This window comes from Ralstonia sp. 1138 (assembly GCF_040544795.1).
In the GTDB taxonomy this organism is placed as follows: domain Bacteria; phylum Pseudomonadota; class Gammaproteobacteria; order Burkholderiales; family Burkholderiaceae; genus Ralstonia; species Ralstonia flatus.
The window spans coordinates 720082-743899 of record NZ_JBEPKQ010000003.1; the positions used below are offsets into that span (position 1 = coordinate 720082).

A 23818-nucleotide genomic window follows, 5' to 3' on the forward strand; every position below is an offset into this window, starting at 1 on the left:
CAATTACTCCGTGCCGTGGGTGTTGGCGGCAGCGTCGCGCATTGCGTGCTCGGCCGACTGCATGCCGTTGTAGTAGAGGTTCAGGATGACCGCGACCAGCGTGCCCAGCACGATGCCGCTGTGCGTGACGGGCTCCAGCCAACGCGGCAGGTACTGGAAGAAGGTCGGTGCCAGCGTGGGGATCATGCCGAAGCCGATCGAGATGGCGACGATGAACAGGTTGTGGCGGTACTTGTTGAAATCGATCGAGCCGAGAATGCGTACGCCGGTGGCGGCCACCATGCCGAACATCACAATGCCCGCACCGCCCAGCACGAACGAAGGAACCGACGCCACGATGTGCGCCATCTTCGGGAACAGGCCCAGTGCGATCAGGATCACGCCGCCCATGGCTGCCACGAAGCGCGAACGCACGCCCGTGACCGTCACCAACCCAACGTTCTGCGAGAACGAGGTGTACGGGAACGTGTTGAACACGCCGCCGATCACGGTACCCAGGCCGTCGGCGCGCAGGCCGCGTGTGAGGTCATCGGTGGACAGCTTCTTGCCGGTGATTTCCGCCAGCGCCAGGAACATGCCGGTCGATTCGACGAGCGTGATCAACATCACGATGCACATCGAAGCGATGGCGCCGAAGTGGAACGTCGGCATGCCGAAGTGCAGCGGCGTGATGACGGCCACCCAGTCAGCTTCGGTAATGCCTGCAAAGCTGACCTTGCCGAATGCCATGGCGATGAACGTTCCGATCACGATGCCCAGCAGCACGGCAATGTTGCCGATCAGGCCGCGACCGTACTTTGTCAGCAGCAGGATGATGACGAGCACGGCCAGCGCGATGCCAAGGCCGCTCAGGTCGCCGTAGGCCGGGTTGGGCACGGTCTTGAGTACGCCGTCCACCATCGTCTTCATGGTCGGCTGGCCGCCCGCTGCCCAGTTGATGCCAACGCCCATCAGCGACATGCCGATCAGCGTGATGACGGTGCCCGTCACGACCGGCGGGAAGAGCCCGAGCACGCGACCCATGAGCGGCGCGACGATGATGCCGAACAACCCCGCCGCGATCACGGCGCCGTAGATGCCGAGCAGGCCGATGCTCGGGTCGGTGCCGATGGCAATCATCGGGCCCACCGAGGCGAAGGTCACGCCCATCATGACCGGCATACGAATGCCGAACTTCCAAATGCCGAAGGCCTGGATGAGGGTGGCAAGGCCAGCGGCAAACAAGTCCGCGTTGATCAGGAAAGCGAGCTGTTCCTTGGGCAGATGCAGTGCACCGCCCACAATCAGAGGCACTGCCACGGTGCCTGCATACATCACCAATACATGTTGCAGACCCAATGCGAGCAGGCGTCCGTACGCCACGCGCTCATTGGTCAGATCCGCCGTGGGGGCGGCGATGGTGCTGCTTGCCATAAAGGTCTCCTTTGGGTGGTAAGCCGGACGGCGTCCGGCTTGGAGCCTGTCCACATTCCTGCTGCGAGCCCCGGTTCTGGCCTTGTGACACGTGCCGTCCTGATGTCGGGCGGTGTCTCTCGGGCCAACCTTCGGCGGGTCGCTACGGATCGTGGACAGGTTCTTGGGCGGCCGGCCTCTGTCGTGCCAGCTCGCCCCGTACAGCTAAACCGGTCCTAGACTTTGTCCTTCCCGCCGCGCGGGCCCAATACCGAACGCAGATCGAAATCAGCGGGCGCTTCGGGGCGCACGCGATCGGCGCAGCATTGCAAGTGCTGGGCCATGTGGGCCTGGGCAGCGCTGGCGTCGCCACGCTCCAGGGCATTGAGGATGTCGAGGTGTTCGTCGAACGAGCACGCGTTGTTGCCGGGAGCCTCAACGCTGGCGATCATCAGCGTGGTGCGCGACACCAGCCGGCGCATCATCTCGACCACCAGCGGATTGCCGGATTGCTCGGCCAGCGCCACGTGAAATTCCGCAGACAGGCGAATCCAGCGCGGACGATCCTGCGTGACAAACGCCTGGCGTTCCTGTTTGACGAGTTCGAGCAGCGGGGCGACGGCCGCCTTGGGATTGCTGCTGCGGCCGACCTTGTCGAGCACCGCACGCTCCAGGATCTGACGCAGCTCGAACATGGCGTGGGCTTCGTCGATGGAGGGCGCGGCGATGAACGCGCCGCGATTCGGTTCCAGGTCGACCAGGCCGTCCGCGGCGAGTTGGGAGAAGACCTTGCGCACCGTATGACGCGCGGTGGCATAGATTTCGCACAGCGCATGCTCCGTCAGCTTGGTGCGCGGGGGCAGGCGGTGCTCCATGATCGCGTCGTAGATCTCGTGATACATCCGTTCTTCGACCGACATGCGTGTTGCTCCCGATGCCTTGACGCCCGACTTCGACGTCGCTTCCGTGGAGACCAGCTTGAGATTCTTGGACATGGCAGATCCGCCTTTGAGTAACGCGCCGCAGCATAAGCAACTGCGAAAATCTGTTGACAATTATTCGTGGCGGCCTTCAATATTGTCAACAAAATGCGTTCGGGAATCCGACAAACTAGGGAAATCCCTGCTTCAAGCCGAGTCCAGCGACACGGCGGAAGCAAGGCGTCGGACCCAGAACGAGCGACGGCTTTGCCGGTTTGGCATGCACCCTCCCAACATGGGCGGCAGGCGTAAACCGGCTGGACGCGCGCCGGGATGCGTGCACAGCACGTACCGAGCGGGCCCCGACGCCAGCCCTTGTCACACAAGGGTTTGGCGCGAGGTGCAAGTGGAGGCAGCGGCGCTTCTGAAAATTCGAACTACAGAGGAAGACAAATGGGACGCTTGACCACCCATGTGCTCGACACCGCTGCAGGCACGCCGGGCCAAAACCTGGCGATCGCACTGTTTAAAATTGTCGACAATCAGCGGCAACCGATCAAGTCGGTCCGCACCAATCACGATGGCCGTTGCGATGCGCCGCTGCTTGAAGGCGACGCGCTGCAAACCGGCGTGTACGAGCTGGACTTCGGCGTGGGCGAGTACTACCGCGCCGCCGGCGTCAAACTCCCCGAGCCCGCGTTCCTGGACGTGGTGACGCTGCGCTTTGGCGTGGCCGACACCAGTGCGCACTACCACGTGCCGCTGCTGGTGTCGCCGTGGTCGTATTCGACCTATCGCGGTAGCTAACAGGGCAGGGAGTCATCATGGAAGGCTATATCCTCGACTGGGCCAACTTGCTCTTGCGTTGGCTGCACGTGATCGTCGCGATCGCGTGGATCGGGTCGTCGTTCTACTTCGTCTGGCTCGATAACAGCCTGACCAAGCCGACCGCGCCGGACCTGAAGGACAAGGGCGTCGACGGCGAGCTGTGGGCCGTGCACGGCGGCGGGTTCTACAACCCGCAGAAGTATCTGCTGGCGCCGAAGCAGCTGCCGGACCATCTGCACTGGTTCTACTGGGAGTCGTATTCGACGTGGATGTCGGGCTTCGCCCTGCTGACGGTGGTGTACCTGTTCAACGCCAACGTCTACATGATCGATCGCAGCGTGTTCGACATGACGGCGACGACGGCGGTGTTGCTAGCGCTGGGCTTCCTGGTGGTCGGCTGGCTCGTGTACGACACGATCTGCCGCGTGTTCGGCAAGAACGACCGCGTGGTGGGCATTCTCGTGGCGATCTACGTGGTGATTGCGGCGTTTGCGGCGTGCCACCTGTTCTCGGGCCGCGCAGCGTTCCTGCTGATCGGCGCAATGATCGCAACGATCATGAGCGCTAACGTGTTCTTCTGGATCATCCCGGGGCAACGCAAGGTGGTCGCCTCGCTCAAGGCCGGCGAAAAGCCGGACCCGATCCACGGCAAGCGCGGCAAACAGCGCAGCGTGCACAACACGTATTTCACGCTGCCGGTGCTGTTCGCGATGCTGTCGAACCACTACAGCATGACGTACGCCGCCAAGTACAACTGGGTTGTGCTGGTGCTGATCATGCTGGCCGGCGTGCTGATCCGCCAGTTCTTCATCCTGAAGCACAAGGGCGTCGTGAACTGGGGCTATCCGGCAGCGGGCGTGGCTGTGCTGTTGGGTGTGGCGGTGTGGCTGGCTCCGGTGTCGCGTCCGGCAGCCCCGGTGGCAGAAGCCCCGGCGGCGACGGCGCCTGCAGCAGCGGCAGAAGGCAGCGCTTCAACACCGGCTGCAGCAGACCAGGCCACTGCGGCAGCTGCCGGCGGTTCGGACTTCGCCAAAGTACAGGCAGTCGTTACCGCACGGTGCTACCAATGTCACTCGGCGCATCCTACCCTGATGCCTTCACCGGCCAAGGGCGTGTTGCTCGATACGCCGGAAGAACTGGGCAAGCATGCACAGCTCGTCTACCAGCAGGTCGTGCAGCAAAAGCTGATGCCGCTGGGCAACGTGACGCAAATCACCGACGACGAGCGCACGATCATCGCCAAGTGGTTTGAAGGCGGCGCCAAGACGAACTGAGGCGCACGCTGAGCAACAACAGAACGGTTTATCGGAGCATGCCATTCGTTCCCTAGCGGGTGGCATGACCGGTGAGGGTTGAACGGGGCTGCGGCCCCGTTTTTTTTTTCGCCTGAAGCGTCTGCAGAGATGTGTCCGTGGCTGGGCTGAATTTGCCTCTGCGTCATCGGCCGCAAGGGGCGCAGGCAGGGCGGCCCCCAGCCCCTCGGATTGGCGACTTACTTCCCGACGCCGAGCAACGCCAGTACGCCCAGCACCAGGAAGATCAGCGCCGCAATCCGATGCACCAGTGTGATCGGCATGCGCGCAGCGAACTTGTTGCCCATCAGTACTGCCGGCACGTTGGCGAGCAGCATGCCGACGGTTGTGCCGGCCACGACAGAAAACACGTCGTTAAAACGGGCCGCCAGTGCCACGGTCGCGATCTGCGTCTTGTCGCCCATCTCGGCAAAGAAGAACGCAACGATGGTGGTCCCGAGGATGCCCAGACCGCGCTGCGTCGTCGAGGGTGCTTCGTCGTCGTCGAGCTTGTCCGGAATCAGCATCCAGCCGGCCATGGCGATAAAGCCCACGCCCAGGATCCACCGCAGCACGTTTTCGCCCAGCACGTGCGTGATCCAGCCACCGACGGCGCCGGCCAGTGCGTGGTTGACGAGGGTGGAGATGAAGATGCCGAGAATGATCGGTACCGGCTTGCGAAAACGCGCGGCCAGCAGGATCGACAGCAGCTGCGTCTTGTCGCCGATTTCTGCGAGCGCGACGATGCCGGTGGAGACGAGAAAGGCTTCCATGTTGTTGTGGTGTCCGGGCCGTATGCGAACCAATGACGCGCCACTGCCGGCCCTGTCCGCAGTGGGTTGTCATCGGTCTCGCCAGGCGCGTCACCGGTGCACGGATGGCACCCTGAGTGCGGCTGACCACGCCATAACCACCTGTCGTTGCGACGGCGGTCAAGTCTGTTGACGTGGCCCTCGAAGTGACGACTTCGAGCGGCTACTCCCCAATGGAAGCCGCGATTATAAGTGCATCAAGCGTTGGCGCCAACCGCAAATTTCGCCGGTTCACCCTGCACGTATGTGGCGGATACCGCACGGTCCTCGCCCAGCAGCGCCAACGAGAACAGCAGCTCTTCCAGTGTTTCCGAGCGAGCGTTGCGGCGAGCCAGCAGCGGCGTGGCGGCGGGGTCCAGCACGATGAAGTCGGCTTCGGCGCCCGGCACGAAGCTACCGATGCGGTCTTCCCAGCCCAGCGCTTCGGCGGCGCCGCGCGTGGCCAGGTAGAACATCCGCAACGCCGTCAGGTGATATCCGCCCATGCGCGCGACCTTATGCGCCGTGCCCATCGTGCGCAGCATCGAGAACGAGCTGCCGCCGCCCACGTCGGTCGCCAGCGTGAGCGCCAGGCGGTACGCGTCGTTCTTGTGGAAGTTGTAGAGGCCGCTGCCCAGGAACAGGTTCGACGTAGGGCAGTGCGCAACGGCTGCGCCGGATTCGGCCATGCGTTGGCGGTCACCGTCGTCCAGCCAGATGGCGTGGCCGTAGAAGGCGCCTTTGCGCAGCAGCCCGTAGCGGTCGTAGACGTCCAGATAGCTGCGTGCGTTGGGGAACAGGTCGGCAACCCATTTCACTTCGTCGGGGTTTTCTGCGACGTGCGTCTGGATGAAGACGTCCTTGTATTGCTTGGCGAGTTCTGCGCAGGCCTGCAGCTGCGCTTCGCTCGAGGTTGGCGCGAATCGCGGCGTGATGGCGTAGGCCAGCCGGTCCTTGCCGTGCCAGCGCGAGATGAGGTCGGCGGTGTCGCGCGCGCCGGATTCGGCCGTGTCGCGCAGGTATTCCGGGCAATTGCGATCCATCATCACCTTGCCGGTGATCATGCGCATGCCGCGTTGCTGTGCTTGGGTGAACAGCGTCTCGGCGGAGCCGCGATGCACGGTGCTCCACACCATCGCGCTGGTCGTGCCGTTGCGCAGCAGTTCGTCGAGGAAGAACGAGGCGACACCGGCGGCGTACTGCTCGCTTTCGAAGCGGCGCTCTTCCGGGAAGGTGTACGTCTCCAGCCAGTGCAGCAGGCCCGGCGACGGCGACGCGATCATGTCCGTCTGCGGGAAGTGGATATGCGTGTCGATGAAGCCCGGAACGATGAGCTTGCCGCTGTAGTCGTGCAGTTGCGTGCCGAGGGGCAGGTCTTCGCGCAGCGCGGCATAGTCGCCGGCCTTGACCACCTTGCCGTCCGAAACTACGAGCAGGCCGTCTTCCCAGTATTCATAGGCATCGCGCTCGCGATACTGCGGGTCGTGCAGGAAATGCAGCACACGGCCGCGGTAAGCGTGAACGGAATTGGAAGTCGGAGGCATCGTGGTCATCGTCGTCTCGTGGATTTTTAGTGTGCGGCTTTCCAGTGGTCGTCGACCTTGGCAAGCCACAGGGCTTTGTCCTGTTCGGGCAGGAAGGACGCCTCGAAGCTGTTGCGTGCGAGCGCGTGGGCATCAGCCGCAGACAGGTCAAGGGCGTTGAACGTGGCGAGCCAGTTGGTGTTCATGTAGCCGCCAAAGTAGGCCGGATCGTCGGAATGCAGCGTCACAGCGCAGCCGGCGTCCAGCAGTTGCTTGAGCGAGTGGTCGCGCAAGTCGGGGTAGACCTTCAGTTTTTCGTTCGACAGCGGGCAGACCGTCAGCGCGATGCGTTCGGCCGCGAGGCGCTTGACGAGCGCGGCATCGTCGATGGCGCGTACGCCGTGATCGATGCGCTCCACCTTCAGGATGTCGAGCGCGTCGATCACGTATTGCGCCGGGCCTTCTTCACCGGCGTGGGCGACGAGGTGCAGGCCGAGTTCCTTGCAGCGTGCGAATACGCGTGCGAATTTTTCCGGCGGGTTGCCGCGCTCGGACGAATCCAGCCCCACACCGATGATGCGGTTGGCCGGGTCCTGGATGTAGGGCAGGGCTGCTTCGAGCGTGTCGAAAGCGTCTTCTTCGCTCAGATGGCGCAGGAAGCAGAGGATCAGCGCGCTGGAGAAACCGTGCTCGCGCTCGGCGTCATCCAACGCGCGGACGATGCCGTGAATGACCACATGCATGGGCACGTTGCGGGCGGTGTGCGTCTGCGGGTCGAAGAAGATTTCGGCGTGGTGGACGTTGTCGGCAAGCGCGCGTGCCACGTACGCGGCGGTCATGTCGTAGAAATCCTGCTCGGTGAGCAGCACGCTGGCGCCGGCGTAGTACAGGTCGAGGAACGATTGCAGATCGTCGAAGGCGTAGGCGGCGCGTACTTCTTCAACGGATGCATACGGCAGCTTCACGCCGTTGCGCTCGGCCAGCGCGAACATCAGTTCAGGTTCGAGCGAGCCTTCGATGTGGATATGCAGTTCAGCTTTCGGGCTGGTGGCAATGCGTTCTGCAAGCGCGGAAGAAATCGGCATGATCAGACAGGCGTGGGGACTCGGTAAGGGACCGCCGCGCCGCTGCTGGCGCTGGTGAGCGCTTGTTGTTGCAGCTCTCGCACCTGCAGCAGTTGCGCGACGACGGATACCGCAATGATATCCGGCGCCTTGTCCACAATGCCCGCCACGCCGATCGGGCACACCATTTCCGGCAGGCGCGCCGGGTCCACGCCGTGTTCGACCATGCGATGCTCGAAGCGCGCGCGCTTGGTCTTGGAGCCGATCAGGCCGAAGTAGGCAAAGTCCGTGCGGCGCATGATGCGTTCGCACAGGGCGAGGTCCAACGCGTGGTTGTGCGTCATGACCAGGAAGTAGCTGCCGGCGGGCGCCTGATCGATCACGGCTTCCGGCGTGTCGGTGGATTCGATGACGACATTCGGCGGCACTTCCGTGGGAAACGGGAACATCGCATCGCGCTCGTCCACCCACGTCACGCGGCACGGCAGATGGGCCAGCGCACGCACGATGGCGTGGCCGACATGCCCCGCGCCGCACAGCACGATTGACATGTCGGGCGGCAGCACGGTTTGGGTGAATCCGCGGGCGTCGAGCGTTACGCCGGCTGCGGCGGCATCTCCGATGCTCGCTTCGACAGGCGCTTCCACATCGGCCGGCACAAACCGGCGCAGGCTGCGGCGTTGGCGCATGGCGTCATCCGCAAGCCGGATCCATTCCACATCGCGCGCATCGAGGCGCTCCAACGACAGGCGGACCACGCCGCCGCAGCATTGGCCGAGCGCCGGCCCCAGCGGAATACGCACGAACTGGCGGCGCGCTTCGCCGGTGGCCTCGGGCGCGGCCATCATCGTCTGGGCGATTTCCATCGCGCGCCACTCGAGATGGCCGCCGCCGATGGTGCCGTAGAAACCGTCGGTGCCCACCAGCATGAGCGTGCCCGGTTCGCGCGGCGCCGAGCCCTGGACGTCTGTCACCGTGACCAGCACGCACGGCTGCCCGGCCTGCACGGTGGCAAGCACATCGGCGAAGCGGAATGGGCGCAGTTGCGTGTGGTCCATGGTGTCTCCCAACTCAGGCAGTCAGCGGGGCGCTGCGGATGGCATCCACGGCCTTGAGGATTTCCTCGCTGGTGGCCGGCGCATTCAGCGGCGGGTTCGTGCGGCCATCGCCAACCGCAGCCACCGCATCGCGAATGGCGAAGAAGACCGAGAACGGCAGCAGCAGCGGCGGCTCACCCAGCGCCTTGGAACGATGGATGCTGTCTTCCACGTTGGCGTTGTTGAACAGGTTCACACGGAAATCCGGCGGGCAGTCGTTGACCGTCGGGATCTTGTAGGTGGACGGCGCATGCGTCATCAGCTTGCCGTTCTTGTTCCACCACAGCTCTTCGGTCGTCAGCCAGCCCATGCCCTGGATGAACGCGCCTTCGACCTGGCCGATGTCGATGGCCGGGTTGATCGAGCGGCCGGCGTCGTGCAGCACGTCGGCGCGCAGCAGGCGCCATTCGCCGGTCAGCGTATCGACGACCACTTCCGACACGGCTGCGCCATAGGCGTAGTAGTAGAACGGACGGCCTTTGAGCTTGGATTGATCCCAGTGCAGCTTGGGCGTGGCATAGAAGCCGTCGGACCACAATTGCACGCGGGCAACATAGGCCTTGCCGATCAGCTCGTCGAACGGCACGCGGCGCGTACCGATTTTGAGATGGTCGCCCACGATCGCCACCGTCTCGATGGGCGCTTCGTAATGCTCGGCTGCAAACGCGATCAGGCGCTGGCGGATCTGGCGTGCGGCGTCTTGCGCAGCCTTGCCGTTCAGGTCGCTGCCGGTGGATGCCGCCGTGGCGGACGTGTTGGCCACCTTGCTGGTGTCGGTGGCCGTTACGCGGATGCGCGAGAACGACACGCCCAGTTCGTGCGCCACGACCTGCGCGACCTTCGTGTTCAGGCCCTGGCCCATTTCGGTGCCGCCGTGGTTCACGAGGATCGAGCCGTCGTTGTAGACGTGCACCAGCGCGCCAGCCTGGTTGAAGTGCTTCACGTTGAACGAGATGCCGAACTTCACCGGCGTCAGCGCCAGGCCGCGCTTGAGCACCGGACTGGTCGCGTTGAATGCGCGAATGGCTTCGCGGCGGGCGCGGTAGTCGGACGTCGCTTCCAGTTCGTCGAGCAGTTCATGAATGACGTTGTCCTCCACGGTCTGCCCGTACGGCGTGACGTTGTTCTTGTCCTTGCCGTAAACATTGGCGCGGCGCACATCGAGCGCATCCTTGCCGACCGAGCGCGCGATGTTGTCCATGATGTATTCGATGGCGAACGCGCCTTGCGGGCCGCCGAAGCCGCGGAATGCGGTGTTCGACTGCGTGTTGGTGCGCGCGCAGAAGCCGTCGATCTCCACCTCGGGCAGCCAGTAGGCGTTGTCGAAGTGGCAGATGGCGCGCGTCATCACCGGGCCTGACAGGTCGGCCGAGAAACCGGCGCGCGAGGTCATGTCGACCTTGACGCCCTGGATGCGCCCGTCGTCGTCGTAGCCGGCTTCGTAGGCGAAGCGGAAGTCATGCCGCTTGCCGGTGATCATCATGTCGTCGTCGCGGTCCGGACGCAGCTTGACGGGGCAGGCGAGCTTCCACGCCGCCAGCGAGGCACAGCACGCAAACAGGCCCGACTGCGATTCCTTCCCGCCGAAACCACCGCCCATGCGGCGGCATTCGACCAGCACCTGGTTGGCGTGCCAGCCCAGCATGTGCGACACCATGTGCTGCATCTCGGTCGGATGCTGCGTCGAGCACCACACATGCATGCCGTTGTCTTCTTTCGGCACCGCGTACGAGATCTGGCTTTCGAGGTAGAACTGCTCCTGCCCGCCCAACGACATCTTGCCGGCTTCGGAGTGCGGCGCGGCAGCGATGCGCTCAGCCGGTTCGCCGCGCTTGAGGTGCATCGGCGGCAGCACGGACTTGCCGGCGGCGCGCGCTTCTTCGGGCGTCAGCAGCGGGGGCAGCACTTCGTATTCGATATTGCCCAGACGCGCTGCGCGTCGCGCCGCATCGTGCGACGTGGCCACCACGATGAACATCGGCTGGCCGATGAAGTGCACCGTGTCGGTCGCCAGGATCGGGTCGTCGTGAATGATCGGGCCGCAATCGTTCGTGCCCGGAATGTCGGCCGACGTGAATACCGCCACCACGCCAGGCGCGGCCTTCACGCGATCCAGATCCATGTTCACGATGCGCGCATGCGCTTGCGTGCTCATGCCCAGCGCCGCGTGCAGCGTGCCGGCCAGCTCCGGAATGTCGTCGGTGTATGTGGCGGTGCCCGCAACATGCAGGTGCGCAGATTCGTGCGGGCGCGAAATGCCCACCACAGCGCCGCGCTGGCCGGGCATGGCGGCAGCAATATCGGCTTCCGCCAGCAGGAAGGCTTCGGTTTGCTTGTTCATGTTCTTAGGCTGCCGTGAGGGTATTCAATTCGACCGCGCGCACATTGATCTGTTCGGGCGCGAGCGGCGCATCGACGCGGGTTTCCAGCCAGAAGCGATACACCGTGTTGGCGGCCGATATGCGACGGTAGTTGTCAGTCGCGCGCATGTCGGTCAGCGGGGTGTAGTCGCGCGACATGGCTGCCATGGCAGCACGCACGGTCGCTTCGTTCCAGGGTTGACCGGTGATGGCATTTTCCGTCTCCGTCGCACGCTTGGAGGTTGCCGCCATGCCGCCGTAAGCGATACGTGCGCTGCGCACCATGTCACCGTCCAGCTCGATAGCAAGCGCCGCGCACACGGCGGAAATGTCCTCGTCAAAGCGCTTCGAGAGCTTGTATGTACGGAAGCGCAGGGCATCGCGGCCCTCACGTGCGGGGATGCGCAGGCCCGCAACGAATTCGCCTTCTTCCATCGCGTTCTTCTGGTAGGCGAGGTAGAGGTCTTCAAGCGCCAGCTCGCGGCGGACGTCGCCACGCTGCAGCACGACGCGCGTGCCGATGGCGATGAGCGCGGGTGCCGAGTCACCGATCGGCGAGCCGTTGGCGATGTTGCCGCCCAGCGTGCCGGCATTGCGGATCGGCAGCGAGGCAAAGCGCTTCCACAATTCGGTCACTTCGGGGTAGTCCGCAGCCAGGAATGCGTAGGCCTTTTCCAGCGAGACGGCGGCGCCGATCTCGATCCAGCCATCGCGCTTTTCCAGGGCGTAGAGATCGGCCACCTGGCCGATGTACAGGATGTCGCCCAGGTCGCGGAACTGCTTCGTGACCCACAGGCCGACGTCGGTGCTGCCGGCCAGGATGCGGATGTTCGGATGCGCGGCCTTGATGGCGGCAAAGGCGGATGCGGTACGCGGTGCGTAGAAGCGTGGCGCATTCTCGGTGCCGGCGGGGGCGTAGCTGAAGGTGTCGTTGCGCTGCAGCTTGCGCAGCGTTTCAGCCAACTGCGTGCGGTCGATGCCTGCCGGCGCGGGCAGCTCGAACATGCGTTCGCCGGCGTCGATGATGGGACGGTATCCGGTGCAGCGGCACAGGTTGCCGGTCAGTGAATCGCAGATGGTCTGGCGCGACGGGATCGGCGCCTGGTTGCCGGTGTTTTCGTACAGGGCGTACAGCGACATCACAAAGCCAGGCGTGCAAAAGCCGCACTGGGATCCGTGGCACTCCACCATGGCCTCTTGCACCGGGTGCAGCGTGCCGTCCTTGCCGCGCACGTCTTCCACGGTGAACAGCGCCTTGCCGTCCAGTGTGGGCAGGAACTGGATACACGCGTTGACGGCCTTCAGGCCGACGCTGCCGTCTTCCTGCAGTTCGCCGAGCACAACGGTACACGCACCGCAATCGCCCTCGGCGCACCCTTCCTTGGTGCCTGTGCAGTGTGCGTCTTCACGCAGGTATTGAAGCACCGTTCGGGTGATCGGGGCATCCGTAACGGTGCGGACCTGACCGCGGTGGAAGAAGCGGATGGGCTGAGTCTCCATGGGGGGTTCTACGCCTGTTTGTGTGTGTAACGGAACCATAGCACCGGCCTAGGAATGCAATATTTGGCCCATGTGATAACCCGCATCGGAAAGCCAAAATCCGGGGTATACCCGCCGGTAGCGGTCTGGCGGCGCGGCGTGCAACTGACATACACTGACAGCGTCCCCAAGCACGTTTTTTTAGAAGGGTCGGCGCAGCCGTTACCCGCCTCCAGATGCACGGCAAAGATCACCTCGATACCTACCTCCTGCGCGTTCTCTACACGCTGCTCACCGAGCAGAGCGTGACCCGTACGGCGGTCAAGCTCGGCCAGTCGCAACCGGCCATCAGCAACACGCTCAAGCGCCTGCGGGAGATCACCGGCGACGCCATCCTGGTCCGTGGCAAGAACGGCATGGTGCCGACCGAGCGCGGCCATGATCTGCTGACGCTGGCCCAGCAGAGCCTGGAGGCAATGGAACGTATCGCCCGCCCGTCTCAGGAGTTCGACCCCGGCAACACCACGCGCACGTTCCACCTGGGGGCACCGGACTACCTTGACGCCTTCTTCCTGCCCAACATCGTCGAGCGTCTGCGCAAGCAGGCGCCGCAAGCCAAGCTGGTGGTGCATCCGCTCAATGCCGGGGTGGATTACCTGGCCGCGCTCGAGCAGGGCGGTATGGACCTGGTGATCGGCAATTGGCTTTCGCCGCCGGAACACCTGCATATCTCGCCGTTGTTCGACGATGAAGTCGTTTGCATGCTGGGTGCGCAGCACCCGTTGGCGCGCAAGGGCATCTCGCTCAAGCACTATGTGGAGATGCCGCATCTTGCGCCGGCCCCGTATGCCGTCATGCAGCGCAGCATGATCGATCAGGCACTTGCCGAGCAGGGGCTGAAACGGCAGATCCAGGTATCGCTGCCGTACTTCGGGCTGGTGCCGTATGTCCTGATGCGCACCGATCTGGTCTTCACCACCGGCCGCCAGTTCGCCGCGCATTGCGCGCAGTATCTGCCGATCCGCATCCTGCCGCCGCCCATGGCGTTTCCGAAGATGCGCTTTTACCAGCTCTGGCACGAGCGCAGCCATGCCGCGCCCGACGTGATGTGGCTACGTCGCATGATCGGCGAAGTGGCGGCCGAGTTGCCGCAGCATTCGCAGCTGGAATCGGCGGTGGCCTGAACCTGCGCCGGGCCGGGCTCACTTTCCGCTTGCGACGGCCTTCCCGTAGTTGGGGAAAAACACCTGCTCCCCGTTGACCTTGAAGTCGGCAATGACCTGCTGGCCCGCCGGTGACGTGATCCATTCGATCAGCTTGGTGGCATCGGCGTAGTTGATGCCCGGATGTTTCTTCGGGTTGACCGCGATGATGCCGTAGGGGTTGAACATGCGCGGGTCTCCGGCCAGCACGATGTCCAGGCCCGTCTTGGCGCGGTAGGCGCCGTAGGTTGCGCGGTCCGAGAGCGTGTAGGCATTCATCTGCGCGGCCATGTTCAGCACTTCGCCCATGCCGAGTCCTGCGCTCACGTACCACGGCTTGCCCTTCGGGTCGATGTTGGCGGTCTTCCAGTAGGCTTTTTCCATGACATCGGTGCCGGAGTTGTCTCCGCGCGAGATGAACTTGGCGCCGGCTTTTTCGCCCGCCGCAGCGATCGTCTCCATCCCCTGAATGACGTTCTTCTGGCCGCGCACGTGGGCCGGGTCCGTGTCTGGGCCGACGAGGATGAAGTCGTTGTACATCACGTCGCGGCGGTCGATGCCGCCCCCTGACGCGACGAAGGCGTCTTCCAGTTGGCGGGCGTGCACCAGCACCACATCCACATCCCCCGATTCGCCCAGCTTGACCGCCTTGCCCGTGCCAACGGCAATCACCTGCACATGAACGCCGGTGGCCGCCTCAAATTTGGGCAACAGGACCTTCAGCAGACCGGAGTTTTCGGTGCTGGTGGTGGTGGCCATGCGGAGATCGCCAGCATATGCGGCAATGGCAACCGCGAACGTCAGACAAATGAGGGCAGGTAGCCGAAGGGCTTTGGACAATCCGGGCATGTTGTGGGGGTTAGCGCGAAGGCGTGGACGCTTTATGTCGGATGCTGCATGATGGCGGCAACGTCGGGGGCAGCCAGCGACCACGAGATGCCCGCCCCGGAATGGGCAGGATTGTTCTCCCGGGCCACGGCGGAAGTAAATAGGAAACCATAAACATAATGACATTCCAGTTCGAGGTATTTCCGGTGGTGGGGCCGGACGACAACCCGCGTGCGAACGGCAAGGTGTTTCAGTTGCTGCGGGCTGTTCGAGAGACGGGGTCGCTGCATCGCGCGGCGAAACAGGTGGGGCTGTCGTACCGGCACGCCTGGGGGGTGATGCGGTCGTGGGAAGAGATGCTCGGCCGCTCCCTGCTGGACATGGAGCGGGGCCGGGGCGCCTCGCTCACGCTTTTCGGTGAGCGCATGCTGCGCGCAGAGATGCGCCTGCGCGAGCAGCTCGATCCGGCACTGCATCAGGCCATGAGCCAATTCCTGTCCGAGCTGGACGACGCCTCGCAGTCGCAGGCGCGCATCCGCTTCTCGGGCAGCCATGACCCGGCCGTGGAACTGCTGGCCGAGACGTTTACGCGGCAAAGCCACGGGGCCCATATCGACACCGTGTTCTGCAGCGCCGTCGAGGGGCTGATCTGCCTGCAGGAAAAGCAATGCGAGGTGGCCGGTTTCTACGTGGCGCCGCAGCAAGGTGCGGGATCGATCGCGCACCAGACCCTGCGCAAGTGGCTGCGGCCCACCGCCGTGCGCCTGATCGCCCTGGCCGATCGCGAGCAGGGGCTGATGATGTCGGCGGAATGGGCGGGGCGGGTGCAGTCGCTGGGGGACCTGGCGCGCACGCAAGCGCGCTTCATCAACCGTCAGCGCAGTTCGGGCACGCGCTTGTTGTTCGATCAGTTGCTGGTGGCGGCCGGGCTGTATCCCGACCAGATCAATGGGTATGACGAGCAGGAGTTCTCCAGCGACAAGATCGCCGTGGCCGTCCAGGAAGGGCGGGCGGACGTCGGCTTCGGCCTGCGCCCCGGCGCCGAAGCCCACGGCCTGCATTTTGTGCCGCTGACGCGCGAAACGTACTACCTAGCGGTGCGCCGCAACGACGCGCTGTCGCCTTGGGTGCGCGCGCTGATCGAGCGCATCGGGCAGCCGGCCTTCCGCGAAGGTCTGGGCCATCTCGCCGGCTACCGGCCGACCGAGCACGTTTCGCTGCTCACCGCGGAGCAGGCGCTGCCTTGGCACGCTGACGAGGCTCGCGCGCTGGCCCGCTGAAGTCGTGCGAACATGGCGGGGTTTGCGCCATTGCGCGCCTCGTCCATGTTCCGCCCATGTCACGTTTCTCCGTCTGGACCCAAGCCCTGCGCATGCTGCGCCGCGACTGGCGCGCCGGTGAACTGAACCTGTTGCTCGTCGCGCTGGTGCTGGCGGTGGCCGCGCTGGCGTCCGTCAGTTTCCTCGCCGATCGCATGCACGCCGGTCTGGAGCGCGACGCGCGTCAGCTGATCGGCGCGGATGTGCTTGTCGTGTCCGACCAACCGCTGCCGCCCGACATCGAAGCGCATGCGCGCGCGAGCGGCCTGCAGGTCACGCACACCGCCACGTTCCCCAGCATGGCGAGCACGTTGACCAAGGGCGCGTCGGGCGAACCTGCTTCGCAACTCGCCGCCATCAAGGCCGTCGATGTGGGCTACCCGTTGCGCGGCACGCTGAAGGTCAGTGATGACGGTCGGGATACCGCCGGTGCGCCCATTCGGGGCATTCCCGCCGCCGGCACAGTGTGGGTGGATGCGCCGCTGCTCGAAGCGCTGGGCCTTCGTGTGGGCGATGCGATACGCCTCGGCACGCGCACCTTCAAGATCGCGCATGTCATCACGCAGGAACTCGATCGCGGCGCGGGTTTCATGAATTTCGCGCCTCGGGTGATGCTGCCGATGTCGGACCTCGGTTCGACGGGCCTTGTCACCTACGGCAGCCGGGTCACGTATCGCCTGCTGGTGGCGGGCCCGGATGCCGCTGTGAGCGCGTTCCACACCTGGGCCGAGAACGAAGCGAAGACGCGCCAGTTGCGTGGCGTGCGCGTGGAATCGTTGCAGAACGGTCAGCCGCAGATGCGCGAAACGCTGGACCGTGCGGAGCGCTTCCTTTCGCTGGTCGCCTTGCTGGCGGCCATGATTGCCGCGGTGGCGATCACCATGGCCGCGCGCCGCTACACCGCGCGGCATACCGATGCGGTGGCCGTCATCAAATGCCTGGGCCTCAAGCAAGGGCAGATTCTCGGCACGTTCGCGCTGGAGTTTTTGCTCATCGGCGTGATCGGTTCGGCGGTGGGCGTGGCGCTGGGTTACGGCGCGCATTGGCTGTTGCTGGCGTCGCTTGGCGACCTTGTCACGGTGACATTGCCCTCGCCATCCATCTGGCCTGCGGTCGTGGGCGTGACGGCAGGACTGGTACTGCTGATCGGCTTTGCCGTGCCGCCGTTGCTGAGCCTCGTGCGCGTGGCGCCGCTGCGCGTGCTGCGGCGCGATGTGGCCGAGCGCGCCGTTGCCGCATGGATTGGCTATGCGCTGGGTGCGGCGGCGTTCTTTGCGCTGCTGGTCGTGTCTGCGCGTGACGTGAAGCTTGGCGCGCTGACCGCCGCCGGGTTTGCCGGCGCTATCGTCGTGTTTGCGCTGCTGGCAGCAGGCGGGTTGCGTGCGCTGGCGGTGTCGCTGGGCCGAGGCCGTGCGCTGAGCGTGGGCTGGCGCTTTGCGCTCGCCGTGCTGGAGCGCCGTCGCGGCGTGAGCGTGCTGCAGACCGTGGCGCTTGCGGTTGGCCTGATGGCGCTGCTGCTGCTCGCCATGACGCGCAACGACCTGATCCGCTCGTGGCATAACGCCACGCCGGCCGATGCGCCCAACCGGTTCATCATCAACATCCAGCCTGACCAGATGCAGGCGGTGGCGCAGGCCCTCGCGCAGGCCGGCGTGGCCGATCCGAAACTCTATCCAATGGTGCGCGGGCGCCTGACGCAGGTGAATGGCCAGGTGATCGATCGCCAGACTTATGCCGAATCGCGCGCCCGCAATCTGGTCGAGCGCGAATTCAACCTGTCGTACGCCACCGCGCAGCCGCCCGAAAATCGCATCGTTTCCGGCCAATGGTTCAGTGGACAAAAGCCTGAGGCGTCGGTGGAAGAGGGCATTGCCAAGACGCTCAACCTTCACCTGGGCGATGTGCTGCGCTTCGACGTCGCCGGGCAGACGGTGGATGCGCCCATCACGTCATTGCGCAAGCTCGACTGGAGTTCGATGCGCGTGAATTTCTTCGTCATCCTGCCGCCCGTGGCGCTGCGCGACATGCCGCAGACCTACGTGACTGCGTTCCGCATTCCCGCCGGGCAGGCCGATCTGCCGGCCAAGCTTGTGCGCGAGTTTCCGAACCTGACGGTGGTGGATACCGAACTGATCCTGCAGCAGGTGCAGGGCGTGCTGGACCAGGTAACGGCGGCGGTGGAATTCCTCTTCGTTTTTACGCTGGCGGCGGGTGTGCTGGTGTTGTATGCAGCGCTCTCCGGCTCGCGCGACGAGCGCCTGCGTGATGCAGGCGTGCTGCGTGCGCTTGGCGCAGGCTCCGGCGTGGTACGTCAGACGCAGTACGCAGAAGTGCTGATCGTGGGTGGCCTCGCCGGGTTGATGGCCGGCCTGGGCGCGATCGCCATCGGCTGGGTGCTGTCGGCGTACGTCTTCGATTTTCCGTATCGTTTCAACCCGGCGATCTTGCCGGTGGGCATCGTGAGCGGCATGGCGTGCGCCTTTATTGGCGGCTGGCTGGGCTTGCGCGACGTGCTGCGTCGCCCCGCCATGGCGACGCTCCGTGACGCATGATGGCGCCCGAATTTTCAGAAGTGACCAACGCTGTATGACTGATGCAACTTCCGGCCAGGAAACCCTGGCGTTCGACCTCATCGGCGGCGAGGCGCGCGTGCGCGAACTCGTTGACCGCTTCTACGACCTGATGGATCTGGAGCCCGAGTTTGCCGTGCTGCGCGCGCTGCATCCGCAAAGCCTCGATGGATCGCGCGACAAGCTGTTCTGGTTTTTGTGCGGCTGGCTTGGCGGCCCGAATCATTTCATCGAGCGCTTTGGCCACCCGCGCCTGCGGGCGCGCCATATGCCGTTCGAGATCGGCACGCAGGAGCGTGATCAATGGATGCGCTGCATGGCCCTCGCCATGCAAGACATCGGACTGGACGAAGCCCTGCAGATGCGGTTGATGCAGGCCTTCTGGCAGACCGCCGACTGGATGCGGAACGTGCAGCGCTAAGGTGCCGCGCGAAAGCGCACCCTACAAGAACATATTCGAGGAGACCCTGATGATCGGTTTGCCTACCGCAGACGACGTGCTCGCGTTCTGGTTCGGCACTGCGCCGCTGATTGACGCCCGCCCGGAGTGGTTCACCAAGTCCGATGCGTTCGATGCCGAGATCCGCGCGCGTTTCCTGCCGCTGTGGGAAGCGCTTTCCACGGGCGACGCCGACACCTGGATGGACACGCCGCTCGAGGCCATCGCGCGCATCGTCGTGCTCGACCAGTTCTCGCGCAACATGTTTCGTGGCACCGCGCGCGCCTTTGCCAGCGACGCCGCTGCGTTGCATACCGCGCAGATTGTCGTGGCCGCAGGATGGGATGCGCAATTGCCAACGCGCCATCACCGTGTGTTCTGCTACCTGCCGTTCGAGCACAGCGAGGCGCTGTCGGCGCAGGATGAGTCGATTCGCCTTTACACGCGCCTGCGCGACCAGGAAGGTGATGCGGACCCGCTTATCTGGGCGGAGAAACACCGCGAGATCGTCGCGCGCTTCGGGCGCTTTCCGCATCGCAACGAAGCGCTCGGGCGCGTTTCCACGCCCGAGGAAGTCGAGTTTCTGAAACAGCCAGGGTCGTCGTTTTAGCCCTGGCGGGGCTTACGTGCGCTCGCGGCGCTCCGACCATTTGTCGACCGTCTCGCGCGGCGCACGGGCCAGCATGTCGATCAGGGCGGCGGGGTCGTCGCTCACGTGCAGCAGGTCAGCGTGGTGACGCTTGAGGAAGCCTTCCTGCACCGCATGGTCGATGAAGGCGAGCAGCTTGTCGTAGAAACCCGCCACGTTCAGCAGGCCGATCGGCTTGTTGTGATAGCCGAGCTGCAGCCACGTGAAGGTCTCGAACAGTTCTTCGTAGGTGCCGACGCCGCCGGGCATGGCGATGAAGGCATCGGCGCGATCGGCCATCATCTGCTTGCGCTGATGCATGCTGTCGACGATGTGCAGTTCGGTCAGCTCCTTATGCCCGACCTCCTTGCGCACCAGCGATTTCGGGATGATGCCGATGACCGGACTGCCGCCGTGCAGCACTGCGTCGGCCACCACGCCCATCAGGCCGACGTTGCCGCCGCCGTAGACGAGCGTGAGGCCGCGCTTGACCATTTCGTTGCCCAGCGCGATGGCGTTGGCTTTGTATTCCGGGCGCTCGCCCGGGCTGGAACCGCAATAGACGCAGATCGATTTCATTGAGCAGGGGTGTTGTTGCTGGAGGTGCCCGGGGTGCCGATAGGCGGATCGTTGCTGCGGCTCACGGCCAGCAGATCAAACGCCCGCCGCGGCTTGCCGCGCAGGTAAGGCGCGAGGATCGACAGGATGTGGTAGCTCGCGCCGTGCAGGTGGTCACGGATCGCGTTCTGGTCGTTGTACTGCCGCGGGTGCTGCACGAACTGGAACGACAGCCAGTAGGTCGCAATCACCACGATATTGGTGCAAATGACGTCGACCTGCTCGGCCGTGGCTTCCATCTCGCCGTCTTCGATGAACTGGTGGCAGATGTCCATGGCGAAGTGGCGCTTCTGCTCGACGATGCGCTTGAAGTTCAGTTCAAGCATGCGGTTGCGCGCGAGCAGATCGTTGATGTCGCGGTACAGGAAGCGGTAGTTCCAGAGAAACTCCGACATGTACTGCAGGTAGCCCCAGGTTTCGTCCAGCGTGGCTTTGTGGTCATCCGGCAGCTTCAGGCGACGCGCGATCTCCTGCTCGAACTGCACGAAGATCGAGTTGATGATGTCGTCCTTGTTGCGGAAGTGGTAGTACAGGTTGCCCGGGCTGATCTCCAGCTCTTCGGCGATCGTCGTGGTCGTGACGTTGGGCTCGCCCAGTTCGTTGAACAGGCGCAGCGACACTTCGAGAATGCGATCGCGCGTCCGGCGCGGGCCGGTGGAATGCTGCTTGGTTTCCATTGAACTGCCAAGGCCGGTGGCCCTGTCTCCGTGGCGTATTGGTGCCCGGATTATAAGAGATCGTGCTTGTGCAACGATCCCCACATGCTGCGGGGAATACAGTGCCAAACGTTGTCGCCGGCTTTTCGCGGGTGTTCCTAGCGCAACAGCGATGCCGCCCACGGCCACGCGATCGCCACCCACGTCCCCACACACAGCAGCAGGGCCAGCATGACGGCCGCGCTGCCGAAATCCTTGGCACGCTTGGACAGCCCGTGCTGCTCCAGAGAGATGCGGTCGACCGCCGCTTCCACGCTCGAATTGAGCAGTTCCACGATCAGCACCAGCACCAGCGTGCCGAGCATCAGAATGCGCTCGACCACCGTGGCGGGAATGACGAACGCACACGGCAGCAGGATCGCGCACAGCGTCAGCTCCTGGCGGAACGCGCTTTCCTCGTCGATGGCGAAGCGGATGCCGCTGATGGAGTTCTTGAGCGCAAACCACGCCCGCGTGATGCCGCGATTGCCTTTATGCGGGTTGTCGGCCGGCGAGTACGCGCCTGGCGCCGGCGGTGCGGGGGGATTGTCCAATCGCCGATCCGGCGGGGTGGTGGGCTTCATGGAACGCAAGACTCAGGCACCCGCAGCGGTGGACGGCTCGGCAGCCTTGGTGTTGCCGGCGGGGGCCGCGGGCATCGGACGCAGGTGCGCGAGGAACTGCTCCGAGGCGGCGCGCCACGAGAACTTCTCGGCATGCGCCCGTGCCGTGGCACGGTCGATACGCAGCGCTTCCAGGCAGGCCTCGCGCAGGTCTTCGCGCAGCGCGCCGGCCGGGGAATCGCCCAGCACGTCGATCGGGCCCGTCACCGGATACGCGGCAACCGGCAGGCCGCTCGCAAGTGCCTCTAGCAATACCAGGCCGAACGTGTCGGTGCGGCTCGGGAAGACGAACACATCGGCCGAGGCATATACCTTGGCCAGCTCCGGTTGCTTGAGCACGCCGAGGTAGCTGGCGTTCGGGTACTTCGCCTTCAACCCGGCCAGCGCGGGGCCTTCACCCACCACCCACTTGGAGCCCGGTAGGTCCAGCTCCAGGAAGGCTTCAACGTTCTTTTCCACGGCCACACGGCCGACGTACAGGAAGATCGGGTGCGCGGTGTTGAGCACGTTGCTGCGCTGGGCGGTGAAGATGTCCAGATCGACGCCGCGCGTCCACAGCACGCCGTTGGTGATGCCGTAGTCGGCAAGGTCTTTCAGCACCACGGGCGTGGGCGCCATCACGGCTTGGGCGGGGCTGTGGAACCAGCGCAGGAAGCGATACGTCCAGGCCAGCGGAATGCCGAAGCGCGCCTGCACGTACTCCGGAAAACGCGTGTGATACGCCGTCGTGTAGGGCAGCTTGTGACGCAGCGCATAGGCGCGTGCGGCGAGGCCCAGCGGGCCTTCGGTCGCGATGTGCAGGGCTTGCGGGGCGAACTGTTCGATGCGCTCCCGCACGCGCTTGGACGGCAGGATCGACAGGCGGATTTCCGGATACGTCGGGCACGGCACCGTCTTGAATTCCAGCGGCGTGATCATGTCGACGATATGCCCCATGGCCTCCAGCTCGCGACGCGTCTGGGTGAGGGTGCGGACGACGCCGTTGACCTGCGGTTCCCAGGCATCGGTGACGATCATGACTTTCACGGGCTCTCCTTGGGGGGTAGGGTGGGCGGCAGCGGGCTGCACGAGGTCGATGCTGGTGTGGGTCATAGAGGCTTCCATCAGGCGGCGGCCGCAGCGGCACGGCGTGCGCGGCGGGAGGTGCGCGGCGCATCGAGCAGATGCGTCCAGTAGACGATCTGCAGTTCGCCTTCCATGGTTTCGACCAGGGCAGAGAGGCTCTCCACCCAGTCGCCGTCGTTGCAGTAAAGCTGGCCGTCGATCTCGCGGATTTCGGCCTTGTGGATATGCCCGCAGACCACGCCGTCGCAGCCGCGGCGGCGCGCTTCGTCCGTCATCACACGCTCGAACGAATTGATGAAGTTCACCGCGTTCTTGACCTGGTGCTTCAGGTATTGCGACAGCGACCAGTACGGAAAACCCAGCCGCACGCGGATGCGGTTGAAGTGCCGGTTCATCGCCAGGATGAACGTGTAGAGCGAGTCGCCGACGTAGGCCAGCCAGCGCGCATGCTGCATCACGCCGTCGAACAGGTCGCCGTGCACGACCCACAGGCGCTTGCCCGTGGCGGTCACGTGCACAGCATCTTCAGCGACTTCGATATCGCCAAAGTTCAGGCCGTGGAACTGGCGAGCCATCTCGTCGTGGTTGCCCGGGATGAAGACGACGCGTGTGCCTTTGCGCGCGCGGCGCAGCACCTTCTGCACCACATCGTTGTGGGCCTGCGGCCAGTACCAGCCCTTGCGCAGTTGCCAGCCGTCGACGATGTCGCCTACCAGGTACAGCGTGTCCGATTCGTGGTGCTTGAGGAAGTCGAGCAGATAGTCGGCCTGACAGCCCGGCGTGCCGAGATGGATATCCGACAGCCAGATCGTGCGGTAGCGCTGGATTTTTTCGGCAGGCGGATCAGTGTCGGTGTCGGCCGATCGATCGGGCGCCAGCGTCGAAGCCGGCGTGGCCACCGGTGCTTCGTGCTCGCGCACATCGCCCCGACCTGCCGGTACAGCCGAGCCCAGCGCACCTGCGGCGGCGAGTCCGGCGGCCATTTGCATCAGCGGCGGTGGAGCGTTCCAGTCGGAACCGGTGAGGGGAGCAGCGCGAAAGCGTTGCGCGAGGCGGCGGAGAAATCCAGGGCGCGATGGCAGATT

The 23818-nt window shown here is 64.6% G+C and carries 21 protein-coding genes and 1 riboswitch; of the genes, 7 read left to right on the plus strand and 14 right to left on the minus strand.

The features are described from left to right. Positions 1 to 3 precede the first annotated feature (3 nt). Complete coding sequence (locus ABIC76_RS16225; RefSeq protein WP_102066432.1) at positions 4 to 1413, minus strand: nucleobase:cation symporter-2 family protein; 1410 nt, start codon at positions 1411 to 1413, stop codon at positions 4 to 6. A gap of 215 nt (positions 1414 to 1628) precedes the next feature. Next, positions 1629 to 2387 (minus strand): GntR family transcriptional regulator, encoded by a 759-nt coding sequence (locus tag ABIC76_RS16230; protein ID WP_027680999.1) that lies wholly within the window; start codon positions 2385 to 2387, stop codon positions 1629 to 1631. A gap of 378 nt (positions 2388 to 2765) precedes the next feature. Here ABIC76_RS16230 and uraH point away from each other — a divergent pair, with 378 nt between their 5' ends. Both uraH and ABIC76_RS16240 read left to right on the plus strand, forming a co-directional pair. Continuing rightward, the gene (uraH, locus tag ABIC76_RS16235) at positions 2766 to 3119 is read left to right on the plus strand and encodes a hydroxyisourate hydrolase (protein WP_027681000.1); all 354 of its coding nucleotides are present in this window, start codon (positions 2766 to 2768) and stop codon (positions 3117 to 3119) included. 17 nt (positions 3120 to 3136) lie between these two features. Continuing rightward, positions 3137 to 4414, plus strand: a complete 1278-nt coding sequence (locus tag ABIC76_RS16240) for a urate hydroxylase PuuD (RefSeq protein WP_102066431.1) — start codon at positions 3137 to 3139, stop codon at positions 4412 to 4414. 218 nt (positions 4415 to 4632) lie between these two features. Here ABIC76_RS16240 and ABIC76_RS16245 read toward each other — a convergent pair whose 3' ends face one another. The 6 genes from ABIC76_RS16245 to xdhA form a co-directional block, all read right to left on the minus strand. Next, positions 4633 to 5205 (minus strand): TMEM165/GDT1 family protein, encoded by a 573-nt coding sequence (locus ABIC76_RS16245; protein ID WP_354534583.1) that lies wholly within the window; start codon positions 5203 to 5205, stop codon positions 4633 to 4635. Positions 5206 to 5259: 54 nt separating this feature from the next. After that, a riboswitch (yybP-ykoY riboswitch) is annotated at positions 5260 to 5428 on the minus strand. A gap of 13 nt (positions 5429 to 5441) precedes the next feature. Continuing rightward, positions 5442 to 6776, minus strand: a complete 1335-nt coding sequence (gene guaD, locus ABIC76_RS16250; RefSeq protein WP_102066429.1) for a guanine deaminase — start codon at positions 6774 to 6776, stop codon at positions 5442 to 5444. 17 nt (positions 6777 to 6793) lie between these two features. Next, on the minus strand, positions 6794 to 7831 hold the full coding sequence (locus ABIC76_RS16255) for an adenosine deaminase (protein ID WP_102066428.1): 1038 nt from the start codon (positions 7829 to 7831) through the stop codon (positions 6794 to 6796). A gap of 2 nt (positions 7832 to 7833) precedes the next feature. Continuing rightward, positions 7834 to 8868, minus strand: coding sequence for a xanthine dehydrogenase accessory protein XdhC (gene xdhC, locus ABIC76_RS16260; protein ID WP_354534584.1), 1035 nt, complete (start codon positions 8866 to 8868; stop codon positions 7834 to 7836). Between the two features lie 13 nt (positions 8869 to 8881). Beyond that, positions 8882 to 11248, minus strand: a complete 2367-nt coding sequence (gene xdhB, locus ABIC76_RS16265; protein WP_354534585.1) for a xanthine dehydrogenase molybdopterin binding subunit — start codon at positions 11246 to 11248, stop codon at positions 8882 to 8884. Between the two features lie 4 nt (positions 11249 to 11252). Continuing rightward, positions 11253 to 12767 (minus strand): xanthine dehydrogenase small subunit, encoded by a 1515-nt coding sequence (gene xdhA / locus ABIC76_RS16270; RefSeq protein ID WP_354534586.1) that lies wholly within the window; start codon positions 12765 to 12767, stop codon positions 11253 to 11255. A 215-nt stretch (positions 12768 to 12982) separates the two neighbouring features. Between xdhA and ABIC76_RS16275 the strand changes: the two genes are divergently transcribed. Continuing rightward, positions 12983 to 13930 carry a LysR substrate-binding domain-containing protein gene (locus ABIC76_RS16275; RefSeq protein WP_027681007.1) on the plus strand — a complete coding sequence of 316 codons (948 nt, stop codon included), beginning with the start codon at positions 12983 to 12985 and terminating at the stop codon, positions 13928 to 13930. A gap of 18 nt (positions 13931 to 13948) precedes the next feature. Here the strand turns inward: ABIC76_RS16275 and ABIC76_RS16280 are convergent, their stop codons facing one another. After that, positions 13949 to 14797, minus strand: a complete 849-nt coding sequence (locus ABIC76_RS16280; protein WP_354534587.1) for an ABC transporter substrate-binding protein — start codon at positions 14795 to 14797, stop codon at positions 13949 to 13951. Positions 14798 to 14955: 158 nt separating this feature from the next. Between ABIC76_RS16280 and ABIC76_RS16285 the strand changes: the two genes are divergently transcribed. The 4 genes from ABIC76_RS16285 to ABIC76_RS16300 are packed head-to-tail and all read left to right on the plus strand — an operon-like array spanning position 14956 to position 19714. Continuing rightward, positions 14956 to 16056 (plus strand): substrate-binding domain-containing protein, encoded by a 1101-nt coding sequence (locus tag ABIC76_RS16285; protein ID WP_354534588.1) that lies wholly within the window; start codon positions 14956 to 14958, stop codon positions 16054 to 16056. A gap of 56 nt (positions 16057 to 16112) precedes the next feature. Continuing rightward, entirely contained in the window at positions 16113 to 18647 is a 2535-nt protein-coding gene (locus tag ABIC76_RS16290) for an ABC transporter permease (RefSeq protein WP_354534589.1), read from the plus strand. Between the two features lie 34 nt (positions 18648 to 18681). Further along, on the plus strand, positions 18682 to 19086 hold the full coding sequence (locus tag ABIC76_RS16295; protein ID WP_027681011.1) for a group II truncated hemoglobin: 405 nt from the start codon (positions 18682 to 18684) through the stop codon (positions 19084 to 19086). Between the two features lie 49 nt (positions 19087 to 19135). After that, entirely contained in the window at positions 19136 to 19714 is a 579-nt protein-coding gene (locus ABIC76_RS16300) for a DUF924 family protein (protein ID WP_027681012.1), read from the plus strand. 12 nt (positions 19715 to 19726) lie between these two features. Here the strand turns inward: ABIC76_RS16300 and ABIC76_RS16305 are convergent, their stop codons facing one another. The 5 genes from ABIC76_RS16305 to ABIC76_RS16325 all read right to left on the minus strand — a co-directional run bounded on the left by ABIC76_RS16305 (position 19727) and on the right by ABIC76_RS16325 (position 23722). Continuing rightward, a complete protein-coding gene (locus ABIC76_RS16305; RefSeq protein ID WP_102066419.1) occupies positions 19727 to 20311 on the minus strand; it encodes an LOG family protein in 585 nt (194 codons plus the stop codon). Then, a complete protein-coding gene (locus ABIC76_RS16310; RefSeq protein ID WP_102066418.1) occupies positions 20308 to 21027 on the minus strand; it encodes a TetR/AcrR family transcriptional regulator in 720 nt (239 codons plus the stop codon). Before ABIC76_RS16310 ends, ABIC76_RS16305 begins: the two co-directional genes overlap by 4 nt. 137 nt (positions 21028 to 21164) lie before the next feature. Next, positions 21165 to 21629 (minus strand): diacylglycerol kinase, encoded by a 465-nt coding sequence (locus ABIC76_RS16315; protein ID WP_354534590.1) that lies wholly within the window; start codon positions 21627 to 21629, stop codon positions 21165 to 21167. A gap of 12 nt (positions 21630 to 21641) precedes the next feature. After that, positions 21642 to 22685 (minus strand): glycosyltransferase family 4 protein, encoded by a 1044-nt coding sequence (locus ABIC76_RS16320; RefSeq protein WP_354534728.1) that lies wholly within the window; start codon positions 22683 to 22685, stop codon positions 21642 to 21644. 86 nt (positions 22686 to 22771) lie between these two features. Next, positions 22772 to 23722, minus strand: coding sequence for a UDP-2,3-diacylglucosamine diphosphatase (locus ABIC76_RS16325; RefSeq protein WP_027681016.1), 951 nt, complete (start codon positions 23720 to 23722; stop codon positions 22772 to 22774). Positions 23723 to 23818: the final 96 nt, after the last annotated feature.